At 70.0% G+C, this 20147-nt stretch carries 21 protein-coding genes; 7 read left to right on the forward strand and 14 right to left on the reverse strand.

Going from position 1 to position 20147, the window contains the following annotated elements; genetic code table 11:
- Positions 1-1140 (forward strand): tetratricopeptide repeat protein (locus AKJ13_RS16315; protein ID WP_144426278.1); only part of this gene is annotated, 1140 nt, incomplete at its 5' end.
- 8 nt (positions 1141-1148) lie between these two features.
- Positions 1149-1607 carry an AAA family ATPase gene (locus tag AKJ13_RS16320; protein WP_050734306.1) on the forward strand — a complete coding sequence of 153 codons (459 nt, stop codon included), beginning with the start codon at positions 1149-1151 and terminating at the stop codon, positions 1605-1607.
- A 142-nt stretch (positions 1608-1749) separates the two neighbouring features.
- On the opposite strand, the gene AKJ13_RS16325 is transcribed toward AKJ13_RS16320, so the two are convergent.
- The 6 genes from AKJ13_RS16325 to AKJ13_RS16350 form a co-directional block, all read right to left on the reverse strand.
- Positions 1750-3198: a pilus assembly protein TadG-related protein gene (locus AKJ13_RS16325; protein ID WP_050734307.1), complete on the reverse strand. Its 1449-nt coding sequence runs from the start codon at positions 3196-3198 to the stop codon at positions 1750-1752.
- Positions 3183-3965 (reverse strand): TadE/TadG family type IV pilus assembly protein, encoded by a 783-nt coding sequence (locus AKJ13_RS16330; RefSeq protein WP_050734308.1) that lies wholly within the window; start codon positions 3963-3965, stop codon positions 3183-3185. The genes AKJ13_RS16325 and AKJ13_RS16330 overlap by 16 nt, the downstream gene beginning before the upstream one ends.
- Entirely contained in the window at positions 3965-4501 is a 537-nt protein-coding gene (locus AKJ13_RS16335) for a TadE/TadG family type IV pilus assembly protein (RefSeq protein ID WP_050734378.1), read from the reverse strand. The genes AKJ13_RS16330 and AKJ13_RS16335 overlap by 1 nt, the downstream gene beginning before the upstream one ends.
- A gap of 84 nt (positions 4502-4585) precedes the next feature.
- Positions 4586-5356 (reverse strand): flagellar type III secretion system pore protein FliP, encoded by a 771-nt coding sequence (gene fliP, locus AKJ13_RS16340; protein WP_050734379.1) that lies wholly within the window; start codon positions 5354-5356, stop codon positions 4586-4588.
- 5 nt (positions 5357-5361) lie between these two features.
- Positions 5362-6429: a flippase-like domain-containing protein gene (locus AKJ13_RS16345; protein ID WP_050734309.1), complete on the reverse strand. Its 1068-nt coding sequence runs from the start codon at positions 6427-6429 to the stop codon at positions 5362-5364.
- A gap of 63 nt (positions 6430-6492) precedes the next feature.
- On the reverse strand, positions 6493-6942 hold the full coding sequence (locus AKJ13_RS16350; RefSeq protein ID WP_050734310.1) for a hypothetical protein: 450 nt from the start codon (positions 6940-6942) through the stop codon (positions 6493-6495).
- 181 nt (positions 6943-7123) lie between these two features.
- Here AKJ13_RS16350 and AKJ13_RS16355 point away from each other — a divergent pair, with 181 nt between their 5' ends.
- Both AKJ13_RS16355 and AKJ13_RS16360 read left to right on the forward strand, forming a co-directional pair.
- Positions 7124-8437, forward strand: coding sequence for a capsule biosynthesis protein (locus tag AKJ13_RS16355; RefSeq protein WP_050734311.1), 1314 nt, complete (start codon positions 7124-7126; stop codon positions 8435-8437).
- A 101-nt stretch (positions 8438-8538) separates the two neighbouring features.
- The gene (locus tag AKJ13_RS16360; RefSeq protein WP_050734312.1) at positions 8539-8820 is read left to right on the forward strand and encodes a hypothetical protein; all 282 of its coding nucleotides are present in this window, start codon (positions 8539-8541) and stop codon (positions 8818-8820) included.
- Between the two features lie 91 nt (positions 8821-8911).
- Here AKJ13_RS16360 and AKJ13_RS16365 read toward each other — a convergent pair whose 3' ends face one another.
- The 8 genes from AKJ13_RS16365 to AKJ13_RS16400 all read right to left on the reverse strand — a co-directional run bounded on the left by AKJ13_RS16365 (position 8912) and on the right by AKJ13_RS16400 (position 16811).
- A complete protein-coding gene (locus AKJ13_RS16365; protein ID WP_050734313.1) occupies positions 8912-10273 on the reverse strand; it encodes a sigma-54 dependent transcriptional regulator in 1362 nt (453 codons plus the stop codon).
- 80 nt (positions 10274-10353) lie between these two features.
- Positions 10354-10686 (reverse strand): flagellar motor switch protein FliN, encoded by a 333-nt coding sequence (fliN, locus tag AKJ13_RS16370; RefSeq protein WP_007569068.1) that lies wholly within the window; start codon positions 10684-10686, stop codon positions 10354-10356.
- A gap of 9 nt (positions 10687-10695) precedes the next feature.
- On the reverse strand, positions 10696-11307 hold the full coding sequence (locus AKJ13_RS16375; protein WP_200905648.1) for a FliH/SctL family protein: 612 nt from the start codon (positions 11305-11307) through the stop codon (positions 10696-10698).
- Positions 11304-12350 carry a flagellar motor switch protein FliG gene (locus tag AKJ13_RS16380; RefSeq protein ID WP_050734314.1) on the reverse strand — a complete coding sequence of 349 codons (1047 nt, stop codon included), beginning with the start codon at positions 12348-12350 and terminating at the stop codon, positions 11304-11306. Before AKJ13_RS16380 ends, AKJ13_RS16375 begins: the two co-directional genes overlap by 4 nt.
- Positions 12351-12374: 24 nt before the next feature.
- Positions 12375-14000: a flagellar basal-body MS-ring/collar protein FliF gene (fliF, locus tag AKJ13_RS16385; RefSeq protein WP_050734315.1), complete on the reverse strand. Its 1626-nt coding sequence runs from the start codon at positions 13998-14000 to the stop codon at positions 12375-12377.
- A 206-nt stretch (positions 14001-14206) separates the two neighbouring features.
- On the reverse strand, positions 14207-14482 hold the full coding sequence (locus AKJ13_RS16390; protein WP_007569077.1) for a DUF1153 domain-containing protein: 276 nt from the start codon (positions 14480-14482) through the stop codon (positions 14207-14209).
- A 91-nt stretch (positions 14483-14573) separates the two neighbouring features.
- Positions 14574-15251: a flagellar hook capping FlgD N-terminal domain-containing protein gene (locus AKJ13_RS16395; RefSeq protein WP_007569079.1), complete on the reverse strand. Its 678-nt coding sequence runs from the start codon at positions 15249-15251 to the stop codon at positions 14574-14576.
- 72 nt (positions 15252-15323) lie between these two features.
- A complete protein-coding gene (locus tag AKJ13_RS16400) occupies positions 15324-16811 on the reverse strand; it encodes a flagellar hook-length control protein FliK (RefSeq protein ID WP_244471630.1) in 1488 nt (495 codons plus the stop codon).
- 722 nt (positions 16812-17533) lie between these two features.
- Here AKJ13_RS16400 and mnmA point away from each other — a divergent pair.
- The 3 genes from mnmA to AKJ13_RS16415 are packed head-to-tail and all read left to right on the forward strand — an operon-like array spanning position 17534 to position 20146.
- Complete coding sequence (gene mnmA, locus AKJ13_RS16405; RefSeq protein WP_050734317.1) at positions 17534-18688, forward strand: tRNA 2-thiouridine(34) synthase MnmA; 1155 nt, start codon at positions 17534-17536, stop codon at positions 18686-18688.
- A gap of 25 nt (positions 18689-18713) precedes the next feature.
- Complete coding sequence (locus AKJ13_RS16410) at positions 18714-19367, forward strand: class I SAM-dependent methyltransferase (protein ID WP_007569084.1); 654 nt, start codon at positions 18714-18716, stop codon at positions 19365-19367.
- Positions 19364-20146, forward strand: coding sequence for a VTT domain-containing protein (locus AKJ13_RS16415; protein WP_050734318.1), 783 nt, complete (start codon positions 19364-19366; stop codon positions 20144-20146). Before AKJ13_RS16410 ends, AKJ13_RS16415 begins: the two co-directional genes overlap by 4 nt.
- Position 20147 lies beyond the last annotated feature (1 nt).

Genomic DNA, 20147 nt, shown 5'->3' on the forward strand with positions numbered 1-20147 from the left:
CAGGTCGGCCAGCGGCCGGTGGCGGCCGAGGCGCAGCTGCGGGGCACGCTGCTCGCCCGCGCCTCCGGCAAGCTCGAGCCGGACGCGGCGCTGGACCGGCTGGAGCGGCTGGCCATGACCTGGCACGGCGGCCCGACCGAGACCGGCATCTCGGTCGGCCTGGCGCGGCTCTATCTCGGCGCCGGACGCTGGCGTGACGCCTTCACGGTCCTGCGCCGGGCCAATGCCTACGCGCCGAACGACCCGGCCACCCAGGCGCTCGCCCGCGAGGTGCGGACCGCCTTTGAGAACCTCTACCTGACCGACAAGGGCGACACGCTCTCCGGGGTCGACGCGGTGGCGTTGTATTTCGACTTCCGCGAGCTGGCCCCGATCGGCCGGCGCGGCGACGAGGTGGTGCGCCGGCTGGCCGACCGGCTGGTCGGGCTGGACCTCCTGGATTCGGCCGCCGACCTGCTCCAGTACCAGATCGACAATCGGCTCACCGGCCCGGCCCGCTCCGCCGTGGCGGCCCGGCTCGCCACGATCCGGCTGATGGACGACAAGCCGATGCGGGCGCTGCAGGTGCTCGACGCCACCAACCTGCCCGAGCTGCCCAGCGAGCTGACCCGCGCCCGCGCCCTGGTCCGGGCCCGCGCCCTGTCTGACCTCACCCGCACCGACCTCGCCCTGGAGACGATCGAGGGCGAGACCGGCTCGGATATCGAGCGCCTGCGGGCCGACATCTACTGGGGCGCCCGCCGCTGGCGCGAGGCCGGCGAGTCGCACGAGGCGCTGCTGGGCGACGCTTGGCGCGCCGGCCGGCCCCTGGATGAGCAGGCCCGGGCCGACGCCATCCGCGCCGCGATCGCCTACGACCTTGCCGGCGAGGCGATAGGCCTGGAGCGGCTGAAGGCCAAGTTCTCGGAGGCGATGGCCGAGAGCCCGGACGCCCGCAGCTTCGCGCTGCTCACCGGCGCCAACCCGACGAAGACGCCGGAATTCCGCGCCATCGCGGCCCGCGCCACCAAGGCCGAGACCCTGTCGGCCTTCCTGGCCGAGTACCGCAAGCGCTACCCCGAGACCGCCTTGCCCGAGCGCGGCGCGGCGGCGGCCGAGCGCCAAAGCAGCGTCGAGACCCCGGGCACGCCGCCGGGCTGAGCCGCGCCATGGCCCTGGTGATCGACCCCGACAGCTTCCTCGAGACCGGATCTGGCCGTCTCTGGACGCCGGAGCGCACCGCCGAGGCGTGGCGCTTGGCCTACGCGGCGCTGGACCGGGCTCTGGCGCACGGTGGCATCGCGCGGGTCGCGATCGTCTGCGGCCTGCAAGGGGCGGGAAAGTCGAGCTGGATCGCCGGCCAGGATCCGGATGCCGGCAGCCTCTATGTCGATGCGGCCCTTCCGGGGGCGCGGCACCGGGCGCCGCTCATCGCGATCGCGCGCCGCCACGGCGTTCCTGTCGAGGCCATCTGGATCCGCGTGCCCCTCGCGATCGCCCTGGAGCGGAACCGGCAGCGACCGGCAGACCGGATCGTCCCGGAGGCGAGCATCCGCTCGGTCGCGGGCCTGTTCGAGCCGCCGACACGCGACGAGGGCTTTTCGGACGTGCGCATCGTCGAGGCCTGATCCTGGTCCTCAATCGCTCCCCCCGTCATTGCGAGCGTAGCGAAGCAACCCAGCCCGGTGCGCGATCTCCGAAGGTGTCGCTTCCCTAAGTTGCTTCGCTGCGCTCGCAAGGACGGTGAGGGTGACTTGGAGAAATCAGCCCTCACTGCGTCAGCCGCGCGACCTGCAGGGCCTTGTCGAACATCGCGGTGAGGGCGCTCGTGATGTCGTCCGGGCTGTTGGCCGTGTAGAAATACCCCGGCGAGGCGCAATTCTGTAGGGGCGTCGCCAGGGTCGGGCTGAAGGCATTCACCTTCTTGTTCTCCCCGGCGACGATCCCGCCGTAATCTTTGAAGCTGATGATGTTGTAGGGGATGTACAGGATCGAAATCGTTGCCCCGGCACTCTTCAGCGCAGTACAGAGCGACGGATCGATCTGCGAGGGCGTCGACGTATCGAAGCCGGCGCTGCCGTAGCCCGAGAACTTGGATGGGTTGCCCGGGTAGTAGTACTTGTTGTTCTTGTAAATATAATAGTGCTGGCCGTTCTGCATCCCGTCGGTGATCAGGAACACGAAGGGCTTGCGGGCGCTGATGCTGGAGCCGTCGCCGAACCCGCCGGCATTGGTGATGGTGGTCTTCATCTGCGGCAGGACGACCTCGAAATGCGTGCCGCCGGAGCCGATGCCGGTGCTCGGATCGTTATTCGTGTAGAGCTGGGTCGTTCCGGTATCGAGCAGGCTGGTCAGGGCGAGGGGCCAGGACTGGGCGCATTGGGCGGCGGTGTTCAGGGTCGCGATCGAGCTGTTGATGTCGGCCAGCGTGCCCAGCTGGTTGATGAACGGGTACAGGCCGACGCGATACTGACTGGTCACGGACGGATTGGCGGCCCGCTGGATCAGCGAGCAGACCGCGTTGTTGACGGCGTCCGAGCGCAACTGGATCTTGCCGGCGGCCAAGTTCCAGCCGTTGTTGCCCGGGTAATGGCAGGCGAACTGGCAGCCCTGCTTGTAGTCGTTACTCATGTCGTTGTTCTGGCTTGCAAGCTTGCTCATCCCGGTCGTCGTCGCCGGCAGGCCCATGGAGCCCGACACGTCCAGCAGCAGGTAAAAATCGAGATAGCTCGCGAGGTCGGCCGAGGCCGTGACCGTGTTGGAGAAGGTCGTGGTCGGGCTCCAGAAGATCTGGCCGAAATTGTTCTTCACCGTGGCGCTGTAGATGACCGTCGACCTGAGCGTCTGGCTGGTCCGCACCAGTTGCGGCGTCTGAAGCTGCACCTGGGCGAACGGCACGGTGCCGGCATTGACCGTGAAGGCTTTCGAGGCCTGGGCGACACCGGCCGCGATGGCGTTGGCGGTGACGTTCGCCTGGCCCGGATTGGCGGCGATGTAGGCCTTGGCGGTCGCCACCGCGGCGATGGCGGCCGCGTCCGCGGCGGCGTCGAGCTTGGCCTTGTCGGTGATCGCCACGCCGTAATCGACCCCGTAGCCGATCAGGCCGACCATCGGCAGCAGGCTCAGGGCGAACAGGATCGTCACGTTGCCGGAGCGCGCGCCGGCGATGGATGCCGCCCGGGCGACGAGGCGGCGCGCGCGGTTCAGAAGCCCGGGCATTTCACGGCGATCCCATCGTTGCCCGCCGGGTCGAAATTGACCAGCGTGGCGTAGCGCGGCTGCACGTACATCGAGCGGGCGATCCGCACCGCGGGGATGAACCGCGCGCCGAAAGTCGGCTTGAAGTTGAAGACCACGTCGACCACGACGATCGAGCCGGGCCCGAACACCGAGCGCGGCAGCGTCGTGCGGCTCGGCGGAGCGGTATCGGCAGCCGGGAGCTGGGGGACCGCGCAAGGCCGGTAATTCCCCCCGGTCGTTCCCGAACTCGTCCACACGACGGCACCCATGTAGCAGGCGCTCAGGTCGCCGCCGGTGCAGTTCGACGCCGTCTGGGTGAACGCCACGGCGGCGTAGGTAATGGCGATGTCCTGCCACCATTGCAGGCCCTGCCGCGGCCCGTCCTTCATCAGGTACGGGAACAGGACGAGCGCGGAATCGAAGCTGAAATGCAGGTCGGTGGCGTTGACGGTCGCCACCGTCGAGCCCGCAGGCGGCATCGCCTGGGAGATCATCTGGCTGATCGACTGGGCGACCAGCCCGACCTTGCGGCTGGCATTGACGTAGGTGACGAGCTGGGTCCCGGCGAGCATCAGGATCAGCAGCACCGGCAGGATCAGCGCGAACTCGATCGCCGAGACCGCCCGCCTGTCCCGCAGGAAGCGCACCGCCCGGAGCCGACACGCTGCGCGAGCCTGTCGAGCCGCATCATCCCGGAAGCCGGGGCGCACCTTACGGGACGATGCTCCACGCATCCCGGGCGCCATCAGAACAGCTCGTTGCGGAACGCCGCCGTCGAGACCGTCAGGTAGGCCGGGGCACCGTTGAAGGTCGCGCCGCCGCCGAGCATCGACGCGAAGGCGGAGGGCAGGAAGGTGATCGGATAGATCACCAGGAGATACTGGAACTGCCCGCGCGTGCCGAGGGTGTACTGGCCGGAACCCGGGGTCAGCGGTGGGATCGCCAGGCCGCTGAGGTCGGACTTCACGTAGGTGTAGTAACCGCTGGATGAGCTTCCGGGCGGCACCACGTACAGGTTGACGATGAGGTTGCTGCATTTCAGCGTCGCCGGCAGGTTGCTGCACAGCGAGGCCTTGAAGCTGGCCTGATCGAGGGCGTTCGCCTGGGCGGCGCCGGTGAGAATCTGTCGGGCCGCGCGGGTCGTGGCGTAGTCCAGCGCCTGATTGATGAACAGGATCGTGGCCACGGTCATGATGAATAGAAGGCTCAGGATGAACAGCATCGCGACCAGCGCGAACTCAACCGCTGCCGCCCCTCCTCGATCGCGAATGTAGTGGCGCATGAAGAACATGCACTCTGTTAGCGAGAGTTTGCTAAACCTGAGTTAAAATGCTATTCGAAACTCTATAGACTTGCCTAAGTGAATCTATCCGCCGTAGCTCTGGACCAGCGATCCGGCCACCAAGGTCCAGCCGTCGACCAGCACGAAGAAGATCAGTTTGAACGGCAGGGCGACGGTGGCGGGCGGCACCATCATCATGCCCACCGCCATCAGCACCGACGCGACCACGAGGTCGATGATCAGGAACGGGATGAATAGCAGGAACCCGATCTCGAAGGCGCGGCGCAGCTCCGAGATCATGAAGGCCGGGGTTACAATCTCGAGGCCGACATCCTCCGGCCCCTTCGGCACCGGCACCTTGGCCAGATCGAGGAACAACTTCAGGTCCTTCTCACGCACGTTCTTGAGCATGAACGTCTTGAACGGCGCCGAGGCCCGCTCGAAGGCCTGGGCCTGGGTGATCCGGCCGGCGACCAAGGGCTCGATCCCGGCGCTGTAGGCGGCCCGGCCGGTGGGGGCCATCACGAAGGCGGTCAGGAACAGCGCCAGGCTGACGATCACCGCGGTCGGCGGTGCCGTCTGGGTGCCGAGCGCCGAGCGCAAGATCGACAGCACGACGACGATCCGCGTGAAGGCGGTGGCCATCACCAGCACCGAGGGCGCCACCGCCAGGACGGTGATCAGCGCGACGAGCTGGAGCGCCCGCTCGGTGGTCCCGCCCGCGCCGAGATCGACGCTGAGGCTCTGGGCCAGGGCCGGTCCGGCACTCAGCAGGGTGCCGATCAGCGCGGCGAGGATCGGGACGTGGAGGGTCACCACCGGGCGGCCTGTCGGCGCGTTCGTCGTCACGAGCATCGCGGTCACGGGCGGTCGCAGCTGGGTGTGGCCGGGCGCACGCCCGTGCGCCGCGCCTCGAGGTTCTGCCAGACCAGCAGCGCCGGCAGGCCGAGGACGACATCGGGGACGCGCCGGGCGAGCGAGAGGGCGATCGCCGTGCCGGCATCGATCCCGAACAGGCCGCAGACCAGGACGAGACCGCCCTCCTGCACGCCGAGCCCACTCGGCACCAGGAAGGCCGCGGCCTTGATCGCCTGGCTCAGCGCCTCGATCACCAGGATCTCCGACAGGTTGATGCTCTCGACGCCGATGCAGGTGAGCACGACCGCGACCTCGGCGGCGCCGAGCAGCCAGGCGAGCGCGTGCAGGGCGAAGGACTGGACGAGCCGGCCACGCCGTTCCGCCGCCCAGACCGTGTCGAGCGCTCCCTGGATCCGCTGGGGCGGCTCCGGGCGGGCCTCCGTCTCGCGCACGAAGCGCCGTCCCAGAGCCGCGATGCGGTCCTCGACCACGCGCACGATCCCGGTGCGCTGGAAGGCGAAGAAGGCCGCCACCGCCAGGCCGGCCACCGCGAGGGTCCGCAGGGTCCAATGGGCGAGTTCGGCGGCGGCCGGGCCCTCGACCTGGCTCAGCAGGCTGGCGCCGAGGGCGGCAAACAGCGCCAGCGTGCCGACCTGGAACAGCATGTCGGCGAGCACCGAGGCCGCCGCCAGGGTGCCGGTCACGCCCCAGAAGGTCAGGAGCCGCGCCCCGAGCACGTCGCCGCCGACCGAGGCCACCGGCAGCAGCACGTTGATGCCCTCGCGCACGAAGCGCAGGATCAGGCAAGCCGAGGCCGGGGCGGGCGACAGCCCGTCGAGGATGCGCGCCCAGGCGAAGCCGCAGGCCAGCACCACGAGGGCGCGGACCAGCGTCACGCCGGCAAAGCCCACGAGCCCGATCCGCCCGAACGCCGCGGCCACTGCCGAGAGATCGTTGGTCGCCACGAGCCAGACCGCCAGGCCGAGGCCGATCAGCGTGCCGATCAGGGGCAACCGGCGCAGCACGGCGAGGCCGATCCGGTGGGTCCGGGGGGGGCGGCCGCCGCTCACGACCGTCCCGCGGATGAGGTGCGCCAGATGGCGGGCAAGGGCGAGCGCTCCAGGTTGCGCCAGTCAAGCAGCCGGCGGCGATTCGGCAGGTGGCACCGCCGCTAGGGATGTATTGGGGCCGAATTCGGGGGCGCGCCGCCGCGGTAGCACGGGGCGCAGCACGGCGGCGAGGGTTTCCTGGGGGGCGGCATCGGGATCGAGCAGGACGACGCGGCCCTCCGCCAGGCTCGCGCCCGTGGCCACCGCCACCGCGCGTTTTGGGCAGGGCCCGAGGCAGCCCGACTCGACGATGCAGAGCTTGGTCCGCCCGGTGAGCAGCCCGTCCCTGACCGCCTGCTTGGCCGCACCCTTCAGGAGCGCCCGGATTTCGCGCGGGCGCAGCCCCTGGCGCTTGGCGCATTTGGTGCAGACCACCACCACCTCGGCGATCTTGGTCTTGGCCGACTGGGTCCGGGCCGGGCGACCGGCCGGGCGGTCTCCGGATTCGGGGGCGACGCGAGGGAGTGTCATCATCGGGAGATTGTACGGCGCGATACCGAGGCCGGCTACGTTGCCCGTCGCCGCGGTGCAGCAGCGGCTGGGGGCGGTGCCTTAAAAAGGGCCGAAAAGAACGGGATTTCGGCGCTGCGCACGGGCCGTCCTCCGGCCGGTTTCGCGGTGGCGGATCCGGCGCAGACCCAGGAACAGTGAGCGGATGAGCTTCGACGACGTCAAGGACGACACGCGCGAAAGCGAACTCGTGACGTTCGCCCCATCGACGATGACCGAGCTGCGTCACGGCGCGGAGACGATCCGTCCGGTGCCGGAGAAGCGCGGCGCCCGGGCGCTGGTGGCCGCGGCGCGCGAGCGCCTCGACTGGACGCGGCTGCCCGGCCTCGGCCGTCGCCGGGAGGACACGTCGAGCTACGGTGCGCGGATTATCCGCCGCGTCGGGATGTTCGTGCTGCTGCCGACCCTGGTGGTCGGCCTGTACCTGTTCGCCTTCGCCTCCAACCAGTACATCGCCGAGGCTCAGTTCGCGGTGCGCGGCAACGTCGAGCCGATGGAGAACATCTCGCTCGGTCAGTACACGAACCTGATTCAGAAGCACAACAGCCAGGACAGCTTCATCGTCCGCGACTATATCGCCAGCCAGACGCTGGTGGAGGCGCTGGAAAAGAGCATCGGCATCTCGAAGATGTTCTCCCGATCCGAGGCGGATTTCTGGGCCCGGTTCGATCCGAGCGACCCGATCGAGGACCTGACTAAGTATTGGCGCAAACACGTCGACGCGCATATCGACTCGATCTCGGGCGTGATCCGCCTGTCGGTGCGCGCCTTCACGCCGGAGGACGCCCTGACCATCGCCCGCGAGGTGGTGAGCCGGGCCGAGGCGCTGATCAACGACATCTCGAAGCGCGCCCAGGCCGATATGGTCAAGCAGGCCCAGGCGGACGCGACGGTGGCCCAGGAGCGCCTGCGCAAAGCCCATCTTGGGGTGCAGAGCTTCCGGAACCAGTGGGGTGTGATCGACCCGATCAAGACCGCCGAAGGGACGCTCACCACGCTGACGCTCCTGCGCAAGGAGAGGCTCAAGCTCGAGACTGATCTTCAGGTCCTGCGCAGCTCGAACCTGGATGAGCGCTCGCGCTCGATCCAGACGCTGGTTGCGAACATCGCGGCCATCGACCAGCAGATGAAGACGCTGCAGGACGAGCTGACCAATGCCGGCGCGGCCGCGGGCGGCGGCGCCAACCTGACCGAGGCGCTGCTCCAGTACGAGGGCCTGCTGGTCGAGCGGACCATCGCCGAGAAGCTCGAGGAATCGGCCAACATGCTGCTCGACCGGGCCCGGATCTCGGCCAGCAAGCAGCACATCTTCCTGGCGACCTTCGTGCCGCCGGTCCTGCCGACCGACAGCCTCTACCCCGAGCGGGGCCATACCCTGATCGTGGCGTTCTTCTGCTTCTTCGTGCTCTGGAGCTCGTCCTCGCTTCTGATCGCCGGCATCCGCGACCAGCGGATGTGAGCCGGCGCTGCGGGGTCTGGATCCCGCGCCGCGCGGTCTGTAGAGGGAGACGGCCCTGCACCTCGGGCCTCTCCCGATCGATGAGCGAAGTCTAACACTCCATGTCGGATTTCTCCGATCTCGTCGCGAAGGCGATCCAGCCCTCGATGAGCCGGGCGGAGCGCGAAGCGGTCTACACCGTGGTGCGGCAGGCCGTGCTCCGCCTGCAGGAGCGCGAGGCGCTGCCCCCCGACGACCCGCGCGTCGCGCTTCAGCGCCACCTCGTCGAGGAGACGATCCGCGACGTCGAGGGCGACGTCGCCCGCTACGAATCCCTGCGCAAGCTCGACGCGGCCTTCGCGGCCCAGAACGAGGCCAACAAGGCGTCCCGCAACGGGCACTGACGTGGCCCCGGCCCGGGACGTTCCGCTATGGCGTCATCGCTGTGCTCGCAAGGACGGTGATCGCCGTTGCGAGCGCTGCTGATAGCCTGCCCTACCCGTAGGCCGCGCTCGCCCGGACGGCGCCGGGCTCGGCCACGTCGAGGCCGGCCGAGACGTACTCGTTGAGCTTGTTGCGCAGGGTGCGGATCGAGATGCCGAGGATCTTAGCCGCATGGGTGCGGTTGCCGAGGCAATGGTCGAGGGTGTCGAGGATCAGGTCGCACTCGACCTGCGCCACGGTCCGGCCGACAAGCCCGCGGGTGGCGGCTTCGGCGGCCTGGACGGCGCGGCCGGCCGGGCCCGCCGTTGCGATCGACTCGCCATCCGGGGACAGGATCGCGTCGGGGCCGATTTCGGGGCCGGAGGCCAGCAGCACCGCCCGGTGCAGCGTATTCTCCAGCTCGCGGACGTTGCCGCGCCAGGGGTTCTTCAGCACCAGCGCCCGCGCCTCGGCGCTGAGCGGGCGGGCCGGCACGCCGTTCACCTCGGCGTATTTCCGCGCGAAATGGGCCGCGAGTTCCAGGATGTCGGCCGGCCTGTCGCGCAGGGCCGGCAGCTTCAGCGAGACGACGTTGAGCCGGTAGAACAGGTCCTCCCGGAACGTGCCCTTGCGGACCTCGTCCATCAGGTTGCGGTTCGAGGTCGCGAGCACGCGGATATCGACTCGCACCGGGGCGGTGCCGCCGACCCGGTCGATCACCCGCTCCTGGAGGGCGCGCAGCAGCTTCGACTGCAGGCGCACATCCATCTCGGAGATCTCGTCGAGCAGGAGCGTGCCGCCATTGGCCTCCTCGAACCGGCCGATGCGGCGGGCGACCGCGCCGGTGAACGCGCCCTTCTCGTGGCCGAACAGTTCGGATTCGAGCAGGGCCTCGGGGATCGCCGCGCAATTGACCGAGACGAATGGCTTGCTGGCCCGGTTCGACTTCAGGTGGACGTGGCGCGCCAGCACCTCCTTGCCGGTGCCGCTCTCACCGGTGATCAGCACCGAGGCCTCGGACGGGGCGACCTGCTCGGCGAGCTTGACCACCCGCTCCATCGACGGATCGCGCCAGACGAAGGCCGCGCGGTCGGAGGCGACCGCCTCGAGCACCGCAGCGATCAGCTCGGGATCGGGCGGGAGCGGGATGTATTCCTTGGCGCCGGCCCGGATCGCCGCGACCGCGGTCTGGGCGTCGGCCGAGACGCCGCAGGCCACCACCGGGGTGCGGATGCGCTCGGCCTCCAGGGCGTCGACGAGGTCGCGCACCGCCAGCGACACGTCGATCATGATCAGGTCGGCGCCCTTGGCGCGCAGGACATTGAGGCCCTGCGGGATTGCGTCCGCCTGCGTGACGGAGGCGCCGCGCCGCATCGCGATCTTGGAGGCGGTGATCAGCTCGCCGTTGAGCCGCCCGATCATCAGGAGCCGCATGGTTCGTCCTTCTCAAACGTCGTGGCGCCGATGGGGCGCCGCCTCAGCGGGGCGGGCGCTACCGGCACAGGTCCAGAAAACTATTCGCCCTTGACGATCTCGGTCATCGTCACCCCGAGCCGGTCCTCGACGAGGACGACCTCGCCGCGGGCGACGAGCCGGTTGTTGACGAAGACGTCGATCGCCTCGCCGACCTTCCGGTCGAGTTCGAGCACCGCGCCGGGGGCGAGGCGGAGCAGGTCGCCGATCGGCATCCGAGAGGAGCCGAGCACCGCTGAGACCATCACGGGCACGTCGAACAACTGCTCGAGGTCGGCGGCGGTCTTCGGGGTGGTAGGCGCGTCCCGGATCGAGCCCGCGGCGTAGTCGGGATCGTTGTCGCCGAGCTGGGGCAGGCTGAAATCGTCGGACATCCGGGCTCCTTACGGGGTCGGGGGCAGGCCGAGGGCGTCGGCGACGGCGGCCTCGATGCGGGCACGCTCGCGCACGATTCCGCCGTCGGCCCATTCGATGCGGGCGTCGCCCGCCTGCATGTCGGGATCGCCCAGCACCACGAGGCGGCCCTCGTAGCCGCGCTCGCGGGCGAGCGTCTTCACCAGCGCCTCGGCGTCCTCGACGAGGCCGTCATGCACGCGGACCACGAGATGGGGCACGCCGCGCAGGTGCTGGAGCGCCGTGCGGGCGGCCTCGCCGATGCTGGCGAGCGGGGCGGCATCGAGCGCCTCCCCGGCGACCTTGCGGGCGATCAGCATCGCGACCTCGACCGCCTGCGCGTCGCGCGCGGCATCGTGCGCGTCGGCCCGGGCGAGGAGGGCGGTGGCCGCCTGGGCCAGGTGGCTCAGCGCGTCGGCGAGCCGGCCCTGGATCCGGGCCTCGGCCTGGACCAGGCCCTCCTGCACGCCGCGGGCATGGGCTTCGACTTCCGCGCGGGCGGCCGCCTCGGCGGCGCGCTGGGCCGCCGCGCTCGGGCGCGGGCTGCGGAAGTCGGTCTCGAACAGGAACGGCTTCGCGATCTGGGGAGACGAGACGTTCAATAGACCAGCTCCTCCTCGGCGCTGTTCTTGGCGATCATGATCTCACCCTTCTCGGCCAGATCCTTCGCGATCTCGGTCATCTTCGCCTGCGCCTCGTCGACCTCCTTGAGGCGGACCGGCCCGAGCGAGGACATCTCGTCCGTCAGATTCTTGGCCGCGCGGGTCGACATCTGCCGCATGAAGAAGGCCCGGGTCGGCTCGTTGGCGCCCTTCAGGGCCCGGCACAGGGTTTCATTGTCGATACCGCGCAGCAGGGTCTGGACGCTGCCCGGGTCGAGCTTCAGCAGATCCTCGAAGGTGAACATCAACTCGCGGATGCGCTTGGCCGAGCCGCGATTGGCCTGGTCGAGGGCGGCGAGGAACCGGCCCTCGGTCTGCCGGTCGAAGGCGTTGAACACGTCCGCCATCATCTCGTGGGCGTCGCGGCGCTGGGTCTGGGCGATGGTCGAGACGAACTCGACCCGCAGGGTCTCCTCGATGTGGCGCAAGGCCTCCTTCTGCACCGTCTCCATGCGGAGCATCCGGTTCAGGACGTCGATCGCGAATTCCTCGGGCAGGATGGTGAGCACCTTGGCGGCGTAGTCGGCCCGCACCCGCGACAGCACCACCGCCACGGTCTGCGGGTACTCGTTGCGCAGGAACGAGGCCAGGATCTCCGGATCGACCTGGGCGATCGAGGCCCAGACGCGCTTGCCCGACGCGCCCTTGATCTCGGCCATGATCAGCGAGACCTGATCGGACGGGAAGATCTTCAGCAGCAGCGCCTCGGTGCGCTCGAAGTTCGACGAGATGCCGCCGCTGTTGCTGAGCTTCGTCACGAACTCGATGATCAGCTTCTCGACGGTGGCGACCTCCAGCGTGCCGAGCTGGACCATCGCGTGGCTGACCTTCTTGACCTCGTCCTCCTCCAGCATCTGCCAGATCGGCGCGCCCTCGGCCTCGCCGAGCATGAGCAGCAGCGCGGCCGCGCGCTGCGGGCCGGGCATCGCCGCGAAGGCGCTGTTGCCCTCGCTCGTCAGATTCGCCGCCAGTCCTGCCGCCATCGTTCGTCCCCGATCCTCGACGCGCTACTCTTCCTGGATCCAGGTGCGCAGCACCTCGACGGTCTCGGCCGGGCTCGCCCGGACCATGTCGACGACGCGCTGGACCGTGTCGGCCTGGATCTGGCCGTTGATCTTGGCGAACTCCATCAACCGGGCCGTCGGGTTGTCGCGCTCGATCATGGTGACCGCGGCACCCGAGGCCGCGGCGGCGGCCGCCTCGGCGAGGGTCGCGGGGCCGGCCAGAGCCGGGGCGGCCGGCACCGGCGCCAGGACCTGCCGCACCAGCGGGCGCACCACCGTGAGCAGGACGATCAGCGTCAGCAGCGCCAGAACCGAGAGCTCGGCCATGCGCAGGACGTCGTCCTTGGTCGGCGCCAGGAGCGACTGGATCAGGGTCGGCTCGCTGAACTGCGGCACGCTCGGCGCCTCGGCGAAGCGCAGGTTCACCACCTCGAGCTGGTCGCCGCGGGCCTTGTCGAAGCCGACCGCGCTGCGGACCAGGGCGGTGATCCGCTCGATCTCGGCCGGTGGGCGGGGCGCGTAGGTCTGCTTGCCGTCGGGGGCGGTGGCGTAGACGCCGTCGACCACCACGGCGACCGACAGGCGCTTGATCCGGCCGCCCTCGGCGATCTCGGTCTTGGTGACTCGCGAGATCTCGTAGTTGGTGGTCTCTTCGTTCTTGTTGGTCGCGTCCTTCGGGGCCGGCGGCTTGTCGCCGCCATTGGCGCCGGGCAGCTCGTTGCCGACGGTGACCTGGCCGTCGGCATTGCCGGTGACGGCGGATTCGGTCCGGGTCTGGGCCGAACGCACGACCCGGCTCTCCGGGTCGAAGGTCTCGGAGCGGCTCTCGACCCGGTTGAGGTCCAGCTCGGCATTCACCTGGACCCGGGCGCGGCCCGGGCCGACGATGCCGGCCACCACGTCCTCGATCTGGCCGCGCAGGCGCCGCTCCAGGCCGATCTGCCGGTCCTCGAAGCCGCTGGCGCCGTTGGGGTCGGCGTCCTTGGCGCCGTCGGCGAGCAAGCGCCCGCGCTCGTCGACGATCGAGACCCGCTCGGGCTTCAGGCCCTCCACGGCGGAGGCCGCCAGGTGGCGGATCGCCCGGACCTGCCCGGCATCGAGCTCACCCATCAGCTTCAGTACGATCGCCGCGCTCGGACTCTCCCGGTCGCGCTCGAACAGGCGCCGCTCGGGCAGGACCAGGTGAACGCGGGCCGCCTGGACCCGACCGATCGCCCGGATCGAGCGGGCGAGCTCGCCCTCCAGGGCGCGCAGGTGGTTCACGTTCTGGACGAAGTTGGTGGACGAGAACGCGTCGCCCTTATCGAAGATTTCGTAGCCGACGCCGGCCTGGACCGGCAGTCCCTTGCCGGCCAGATCCATGCGCAGCCGGGCGAGGTCGGCCCGGGGCGCCATGATGGTCTGGCCGGTATCGCCCTTCGACTCGTAGCGGATGCCGCGGCTGTCGAGCTCGCGGATCACGGCGGCCGAATCCTGCATCGACAGGTCGGAGAACAGCACGCCCATATCGGGCCGCGACACCCGCAGGATGATGAACGCGAAGAAGCCGATCAGGGTCAGCGTCACCGCCGCCATGGCGGCGATCCGGGCCGGTCCGAGCTTCGTGACGAGATCGAGGACCGGCTTCACGGGCGGTTCGCTGCACTCTGACGCTGACGGAGCCCGACGCCCCGCCCGGCAGAAATTGCCCAGCCCATGGTTAGCGGGGCGTTAATGCCGGGCGCGGGACGGGCGTAAAGTTGGGTCCCGGAACGGAACGAAGCCGCATCCGGGATGCGGACGCGGCTTCGGACGGTGTCGTTTCCGGGGATCGGGCCGTACGGCGCGATCGCGGCTCAGTGCCGGTAATGCTGGATCCGGGTCGTCCGCAGCCCGGCCAGGCCGTGCTGGTCGATGGAGAACTGCCAGCTCAGAAATTCCTCGGTGGTCAAGGTGTAGCGCTTGCACGCCTCCTCGAGACTGAGGAGGCCACCGCGCACGGCGGCGACGACCTCTGCCTTGCGCCGGATCACCCATCGGCGGGTGCTCGGCGGCGGAAGATCCGCGATGGTCAGAGGACTGCCGTCGGGCCCGATCACGTATTTGACTCTCGGGCGGCTGGGTTCGGTCATGATACGCTCTACACTCGACTGACCTGTCGAGCGTTGAAGGTACTTGCGCCCGCTTAAGAGATGTTGAAGCGGATCACTCGGATATGATTCGTCAGGTGCCACTTGTGGACAACCCTATGCTTTGAACGCTGCTGAGCGGGACTTTCTGAGAGCCGATCATCAGGACCGGCGCCGTGCCGCTGAGGTCGACCGAGTCCACGGTCCCGTTCAGCTGGGTGTCCACGGCAACGTTCGTCCCGGTCGTGTCGGCGGCCGAGACCTTGATCGAATAGGTGCCGTCGGGTGCGGTCAGGCCCGCCGAGGTCTTGCCGTTCCAGCTGTAGGTCTGGCTGCCGGCCGTGAGCGACGTGGTCTGCGTCGCCACCACGTTGTTCTTCGAATCAAGGATCGTCACCACCGCCTTGGGGGCCGCCCGGGCGGGCGTCAGCGTCCAGGAGGCCGAGCCGTTGGAGAGCTGCGAGCTGCTACCGTCGGCCGTGATGCTCTTGCCGATATAGCTCGTGGCCGAGGCCGAGCTTGCCGATTTCGATGCGGTCAGGATGCTGTCGAGGCGGTCGTTGGACTTGAGCTGCTGCTCGACGCCCGCGAATTGGACCAGCTGCTGGGTGAACTGGTTGGTGTCCATCGGGTCGAGCGGGTTCTGGTTCTTGAGCTGCGTGGTCAGCAGCGTCAGGAACTGCGTGAAGTTGCCGGCGATCTCGCTGGCATTGCCGCTGACGCTCGTCGCTGTGGATGATGTGTTGGTAACGCCGGATATGCCGGAGGTCATGCGGCTCGCTCCCGTGGCGCGTCGGGGCGGACAGCCCGGACGGGTGATGGTTCGATGCGGTCGCGCATCGCGCTAGATTCGGATGTCGAGACCGCCGTAGCCGCGCAGCCAGCGCGTCGGTGCGGTTTCCTGGGGCGCCTCGGCCCGATCCTGCGCCCAGGCGGCCTGGCCGTTCCGAGGCGCGTCGCCCTGGCCGCCGCCCGCGCCGCCCTGGGCGTTGCCGTCGCTGCGCAGCGACAGGTTGAGGCCGCCCCCGGACGGGTCGAGCCCGGCCTGGGACAAAGCCTGCTGCAGCTGGCCGGCGTCGCGCTGGAGCATCGCCAGGGTCTCGGGCCGCTCGACGACCAGATGGGTCGTCACCGCGCCGCGGGCCTTGTCGATCTCGAGCTTGACGTCGATCCGCCCGAGCTCGGCGGGATCGAGCCGGATCTGGAACTCGCTCGACCCGGCGAGCGAGCGCAGCCCGATGGTCATCGGGACCTGGCCGATCGGCACCGCCGGATCCGGCCGGGTCTGCGTCGGATTCGGAGCGGGCGCAGCGGCGTGCGTCACGCCGGGACTGGTCCCGACTGCTGCCTGCGGGGCGAGGGCGGACGGGTCCGGGCCGCCCTGAGGCGAGGCCGGGGCGGGCGCCAGCAGGCCGGCCGACGCGCCGCCTTTCCCGGCATCCGCCAGGGCGGCGAGGAAATCCTGGCCGGCCTGCATGCCCGACGCCGCTTCCGCGCCCGCGGGATCGGCCTCGCCGGCTTTGACCGCCTCGACCGGGTTCGCGCCAGGGCCCGAGCCCTTCGCCGTCGGCGCCGCGCCGGTCTTGGCCCCGATCATGGCGAGGCCGGGTTTCCCGCCTGCCGCTTCCGCCGCGACAGCCGAGGTGTCCGCGAGCGCCGTCCCCGACGCGGCGGTGCTGGTCACCCCGACTTCGCCGTCCTGCCCATCGACCACCTTGGTCTGGACGGGAGCGCCCTTGATCAGCTCGGCCAGCAGGGCCTGCACCGTGCCGGGGACGGCCGGCGCCGTCGGCTGAAGCGGGGCCTGGGCCGGCACCTCGCTCGGCACCGCCTCGGCCTGCGCGGTCTCGGCTGCGGCCGGATCGGCTGCAGCCGCGTCGGTCTTGGCCGCATCGAGGGTCGTCGCGTCAGACGGAGCGTCCCGCACGGGCGTGCCGGCGGCATCGGCAGAGGCCGGCTGCGCCGTCGGATCGGTGGTCCGGCCAGGGCCAGCGGCGGGGGTGGGATCCGACGGTTTCGCCGGACCCTGCGTTTCGGGGCGGCTCATTGGTTTGGCGGGCCGCGCCTCGGCCGGCGGCAGGCTCGGAGCCTGGGTGCGGGCTTCTGCCAGCCTCGCGGGATTGGTGGGTCGGGCCTCCGGACGGGCGGCGGCGCGCGCCTTGGCTGTGTCGCTTGCATCCCGAGCGCGCTCCGAGGCGGTGCGGGCCGCATCGGCCTGATCGCGCCGGGCGTCCACGCGGGCGCGGCTCGCCGCCGCATCATCCCGGGCCCGCGCCGCGCTCAGCGCCGCGCCGAAGCGGTCCTGCGATGAGTCGCCCGCCCGGGCCGCCACGCCCGCCGCATCCCAGCTCGATCGCGTGGTGGATGATGTGCGAGCGGCCGGAATCCACCCGCTGACATCCAACCGATCCGCTGCGCCGCTCGCCATGGTGAGGCTCCTCTCGCTGCGGATCGAGCAAGGGCCAGGCCATCGAAGTGTCCCGGTAAGCGGCTGAACCAAAACGTTTTTTCTTATGGTGAGTGTAGGGCTGGGCTTCCCCCGGGGCCGAACCTGCCGCGCGCCAGGCAGGATTTGCCGGGCTCCGAGCGTCTAGATCCGGTTGCAGGGTGAAGCACAGACGTCAGCGATACGAAGGTTGATTCCAGCGGAGTCTGATGAGCCTACGCAACCCCGGGTGTGGCCAAGTGCCCTCTCCTGCACGCGCTAGGGGTGACACAGGCTGGAAGACTCTTCTTGCTCCATCGCGAAAAGCTCAGTCCTATTCGACAGACTCCGGCTAGACCGGTTCCGCCACGCCCCATCATCCTGCGGCCGCGCAGCGTAGCCCGGGATCCCGAGGCGCCAAGCTCTTGCACTGCCGGTGGTTCTGGAATCCGGGCTCGCCTGCGGCGACCCGGAATGACAGCGCGGGGGGCGTTTCCTGCCCCGCACGGCGCGATGCGGTGCCATCGCAGGCGTCCAGGAAACCCCACCCTGGAAAGCCGGCCGAACTCCCGCTATAGACGGGCCGTGCAGCCGAAACGCCTTTCAGCCGGCGGCGGCGGACCCGTGCGATGAACGCCCTCGACCTTCCTAAGCCAGCCCACGAGACGCGCGTCGTCGTCGCCATGTCGGGCGGCGTCGATTCCTCCGTGGTCGCGGGGCTGCTGAAGCGACAGGGCTTCGACGTGGTCGGGGTCACGCTCCAGCTTTACGACCACGGCGCCGCGACCCATCGCAAGGGCGCGTGCTGCGCCGGCCAGGACATCAACGATGCGCGCGCGGCCGCCCAGCATCTCGGCATCCCGCATTACGTCCTCGACTACGAGGACCGGTTCCGCGACGCGGTGATCGAGAAGTTCGCCGAGAGCTACCTCGCCGGCGAAACGCCGATCCCCTGCGTCGAGTGCAATCGCACGGTGAAGTTCCGCGATCTGCTCGGGCTGGCCCGGGACCTCGACGCCGACGCCCTAGCGACCGGGCATTACGTGGCGAGCCGGGCCCTGCCCGGCGGCGGCCGGACGCTGCATCGCGCCCTCGATCCGGCCCGGGACCAGAGCTACTTCCTCTACGCGACCACGGCCGAGCAGCTCGCGTTCCTGCGCTTTCCGCTGGGCGAGATGTCCAAGACGGAGACCCGGGCGCTCGCCAAGGATCTCGGCCTGTCGCTGGCCGAGAAGCCGGACAGCCAGGATATCTGCTTCGTGCCCCAGGGCCGCTACAGCGACGTGATCGCCCGCTTGCGCCCGGACGCGGCCCGGCCCGGCGAGATCGTCGACCTCGCCGGCCACGTCCTCGGCCGGCACGAGGGCATCGTCCATTACACGGTCGGCCAGCGCCGGGGCCTCGGCCTGTCGGGGGCCGAGCCGCTCTACGTCGTGCGCCTGGAGCCGGACACCGCCCGGGTGGTGGTCGGCCCGCGCACGGCGCTGGCGACGACCCGCATCCGCCTCTCGGACCTGAACTGGCTGGGCGAGGGCCCGGCCGAGTCGGTGCGCGACCTGCAAGTGGCCGTCCGCGTGCGCTCGACCCGGCCGCCGCGCCCGGCCACGCTGACCATCGGGCCGGACGGCACCGCCGAGGTCGTGCTGACCGAACCCGAGGACGGCGTGTCCCCGGGCCAGGCCTGCGCGATCTACGGCGACGACGGCCCCCGGGCCCGGGTGCTGGGCGGCGGCACCATCCGCCGGGTCGACGCGTTGTCGGCCCGGCCCCGAGAAGCCGCCTGATCTCACTTTCTGGATAGTCTGAACGATGCTGAGCGAGCCGCAGATGGCCGGGCCGAGCACGGCCCTGATGCGCAAGGCCTATGCCCGCTGGGCCCCCGTCTACGACGTGGTCTACGACAAGCTGACCGAGCCCGCGGCCCGGGCCGCAGTCGAGGCCGCGGCCGAGCACGGGCCGCGGATCCTGGAGGCCGGCGTCGGCACCGGGCTGGCGCTCGGCTATTACCCGAAGGCGAGCTTCGTCTGCGGGGTCGACCTCTCCGAGGACATGCTTAAGCGCGCCCGCGCCAAGGTGAAGCGCCGGAACCTGTCCCACGTGAAGGGCCTGCAGGTGATGGATGTCTGCCATCTCGGCTACGCCGATGCGAGCTTCGATGCCGTGGTGGCGCAGTTCCTGATCACCCTGGTACCCGACCCCGAGGCCGCGATGTCCGAGTTCCTGCGGGTGGTCCGGCCCGGTGGCGGCATCGTGCTCGCCAACCATTTCGGGCAGAGCGACGGGCCGCTGGCCCGGGTCGAGGAGGTCGTTGCCCCGCTCTGCACCAAGATCGGTTGGTCGTCGGACTTCAAGGCTACCCGGATCGAGGCCTGGGCCCGGCGCAACGGCGTCGAGGTGCTGGGGCTGAAGCCGACCTTCCCGGGCGGCTTCTTCAAGATCCTGCGGATGCGCAAGCCCGGGTGAGCGACGCCGGGCTCGCGTCCGTCCCGGAGGGGCGCTGGAAGCGGCTGCGGCGCTGGCTGCCGCTGGGGCTGTTGCTGTGCATCTCGGCGATCGTGCTGGTCTCCGGGGTCGCGCAGCTCCTGAGCCTCGACCGGCTGCTCGCCTCGCGGGCCTGGCTGCACGACTTCGTCGAGGCCGGATACGCGCGCGCCCTAGTGGCCGCCTACCTGGTCTACGTCGCCGCCGTGGTGGTCTCGGTGCCGGCCACGCTGATCCTCACCATGATCTGCGGCTTCCTGTTCGGGATTGTGCCGGGTGCGCTGACAGCGGTTTGCGCCGCCACCACGGGGGCGGCGATCGTCTTCGCCATCGGCAAAGGACCCGGGGCCGACCTACTGCGCCGGATGGGCGGGACGCGGCTCGCCGCCTTCACGGACGGGTTCCGGCGCGACGCCTTCGGCTACATCGCGGTGATGCGGCTGCTGCCGCTGTTCCCGTTCTGGATGACGAACCTCGCGCCGGCCGCCTGTGGGGTGAAGATGCGGGTCTTCGTGCTGGCGACCTTCCTGGGCCTCCTGCCGGGCGCCCTGGTCTACGCCACCACCGGCGCCGGGATCGACGACGTGGTCGCCGCCCACGAGGCCGCCCGGGCCGCCTGCCTGGCCTCCGGTGCCCCCGGCTGCGACGAGGCCCTGACCCTGCGGGCACTGATCACGCCCAAGATGGTGGGGGGCCTGGGAATGCTGGCGGTCTTCGCTCTGGGCAGCATGGTGCTGAGCCGACGGTTCCGAAGCGGTTGAG

The organism is Methylobacterium sp. ARG-1, assembly GCF_001262595.1.
Lineage (GTDB): Bacteria > Pseudomonadota > Alphaproteobacteria > Rhizobiales > Beijerinckiaceae > Methylobacterium > Methylobacterium brachiatum.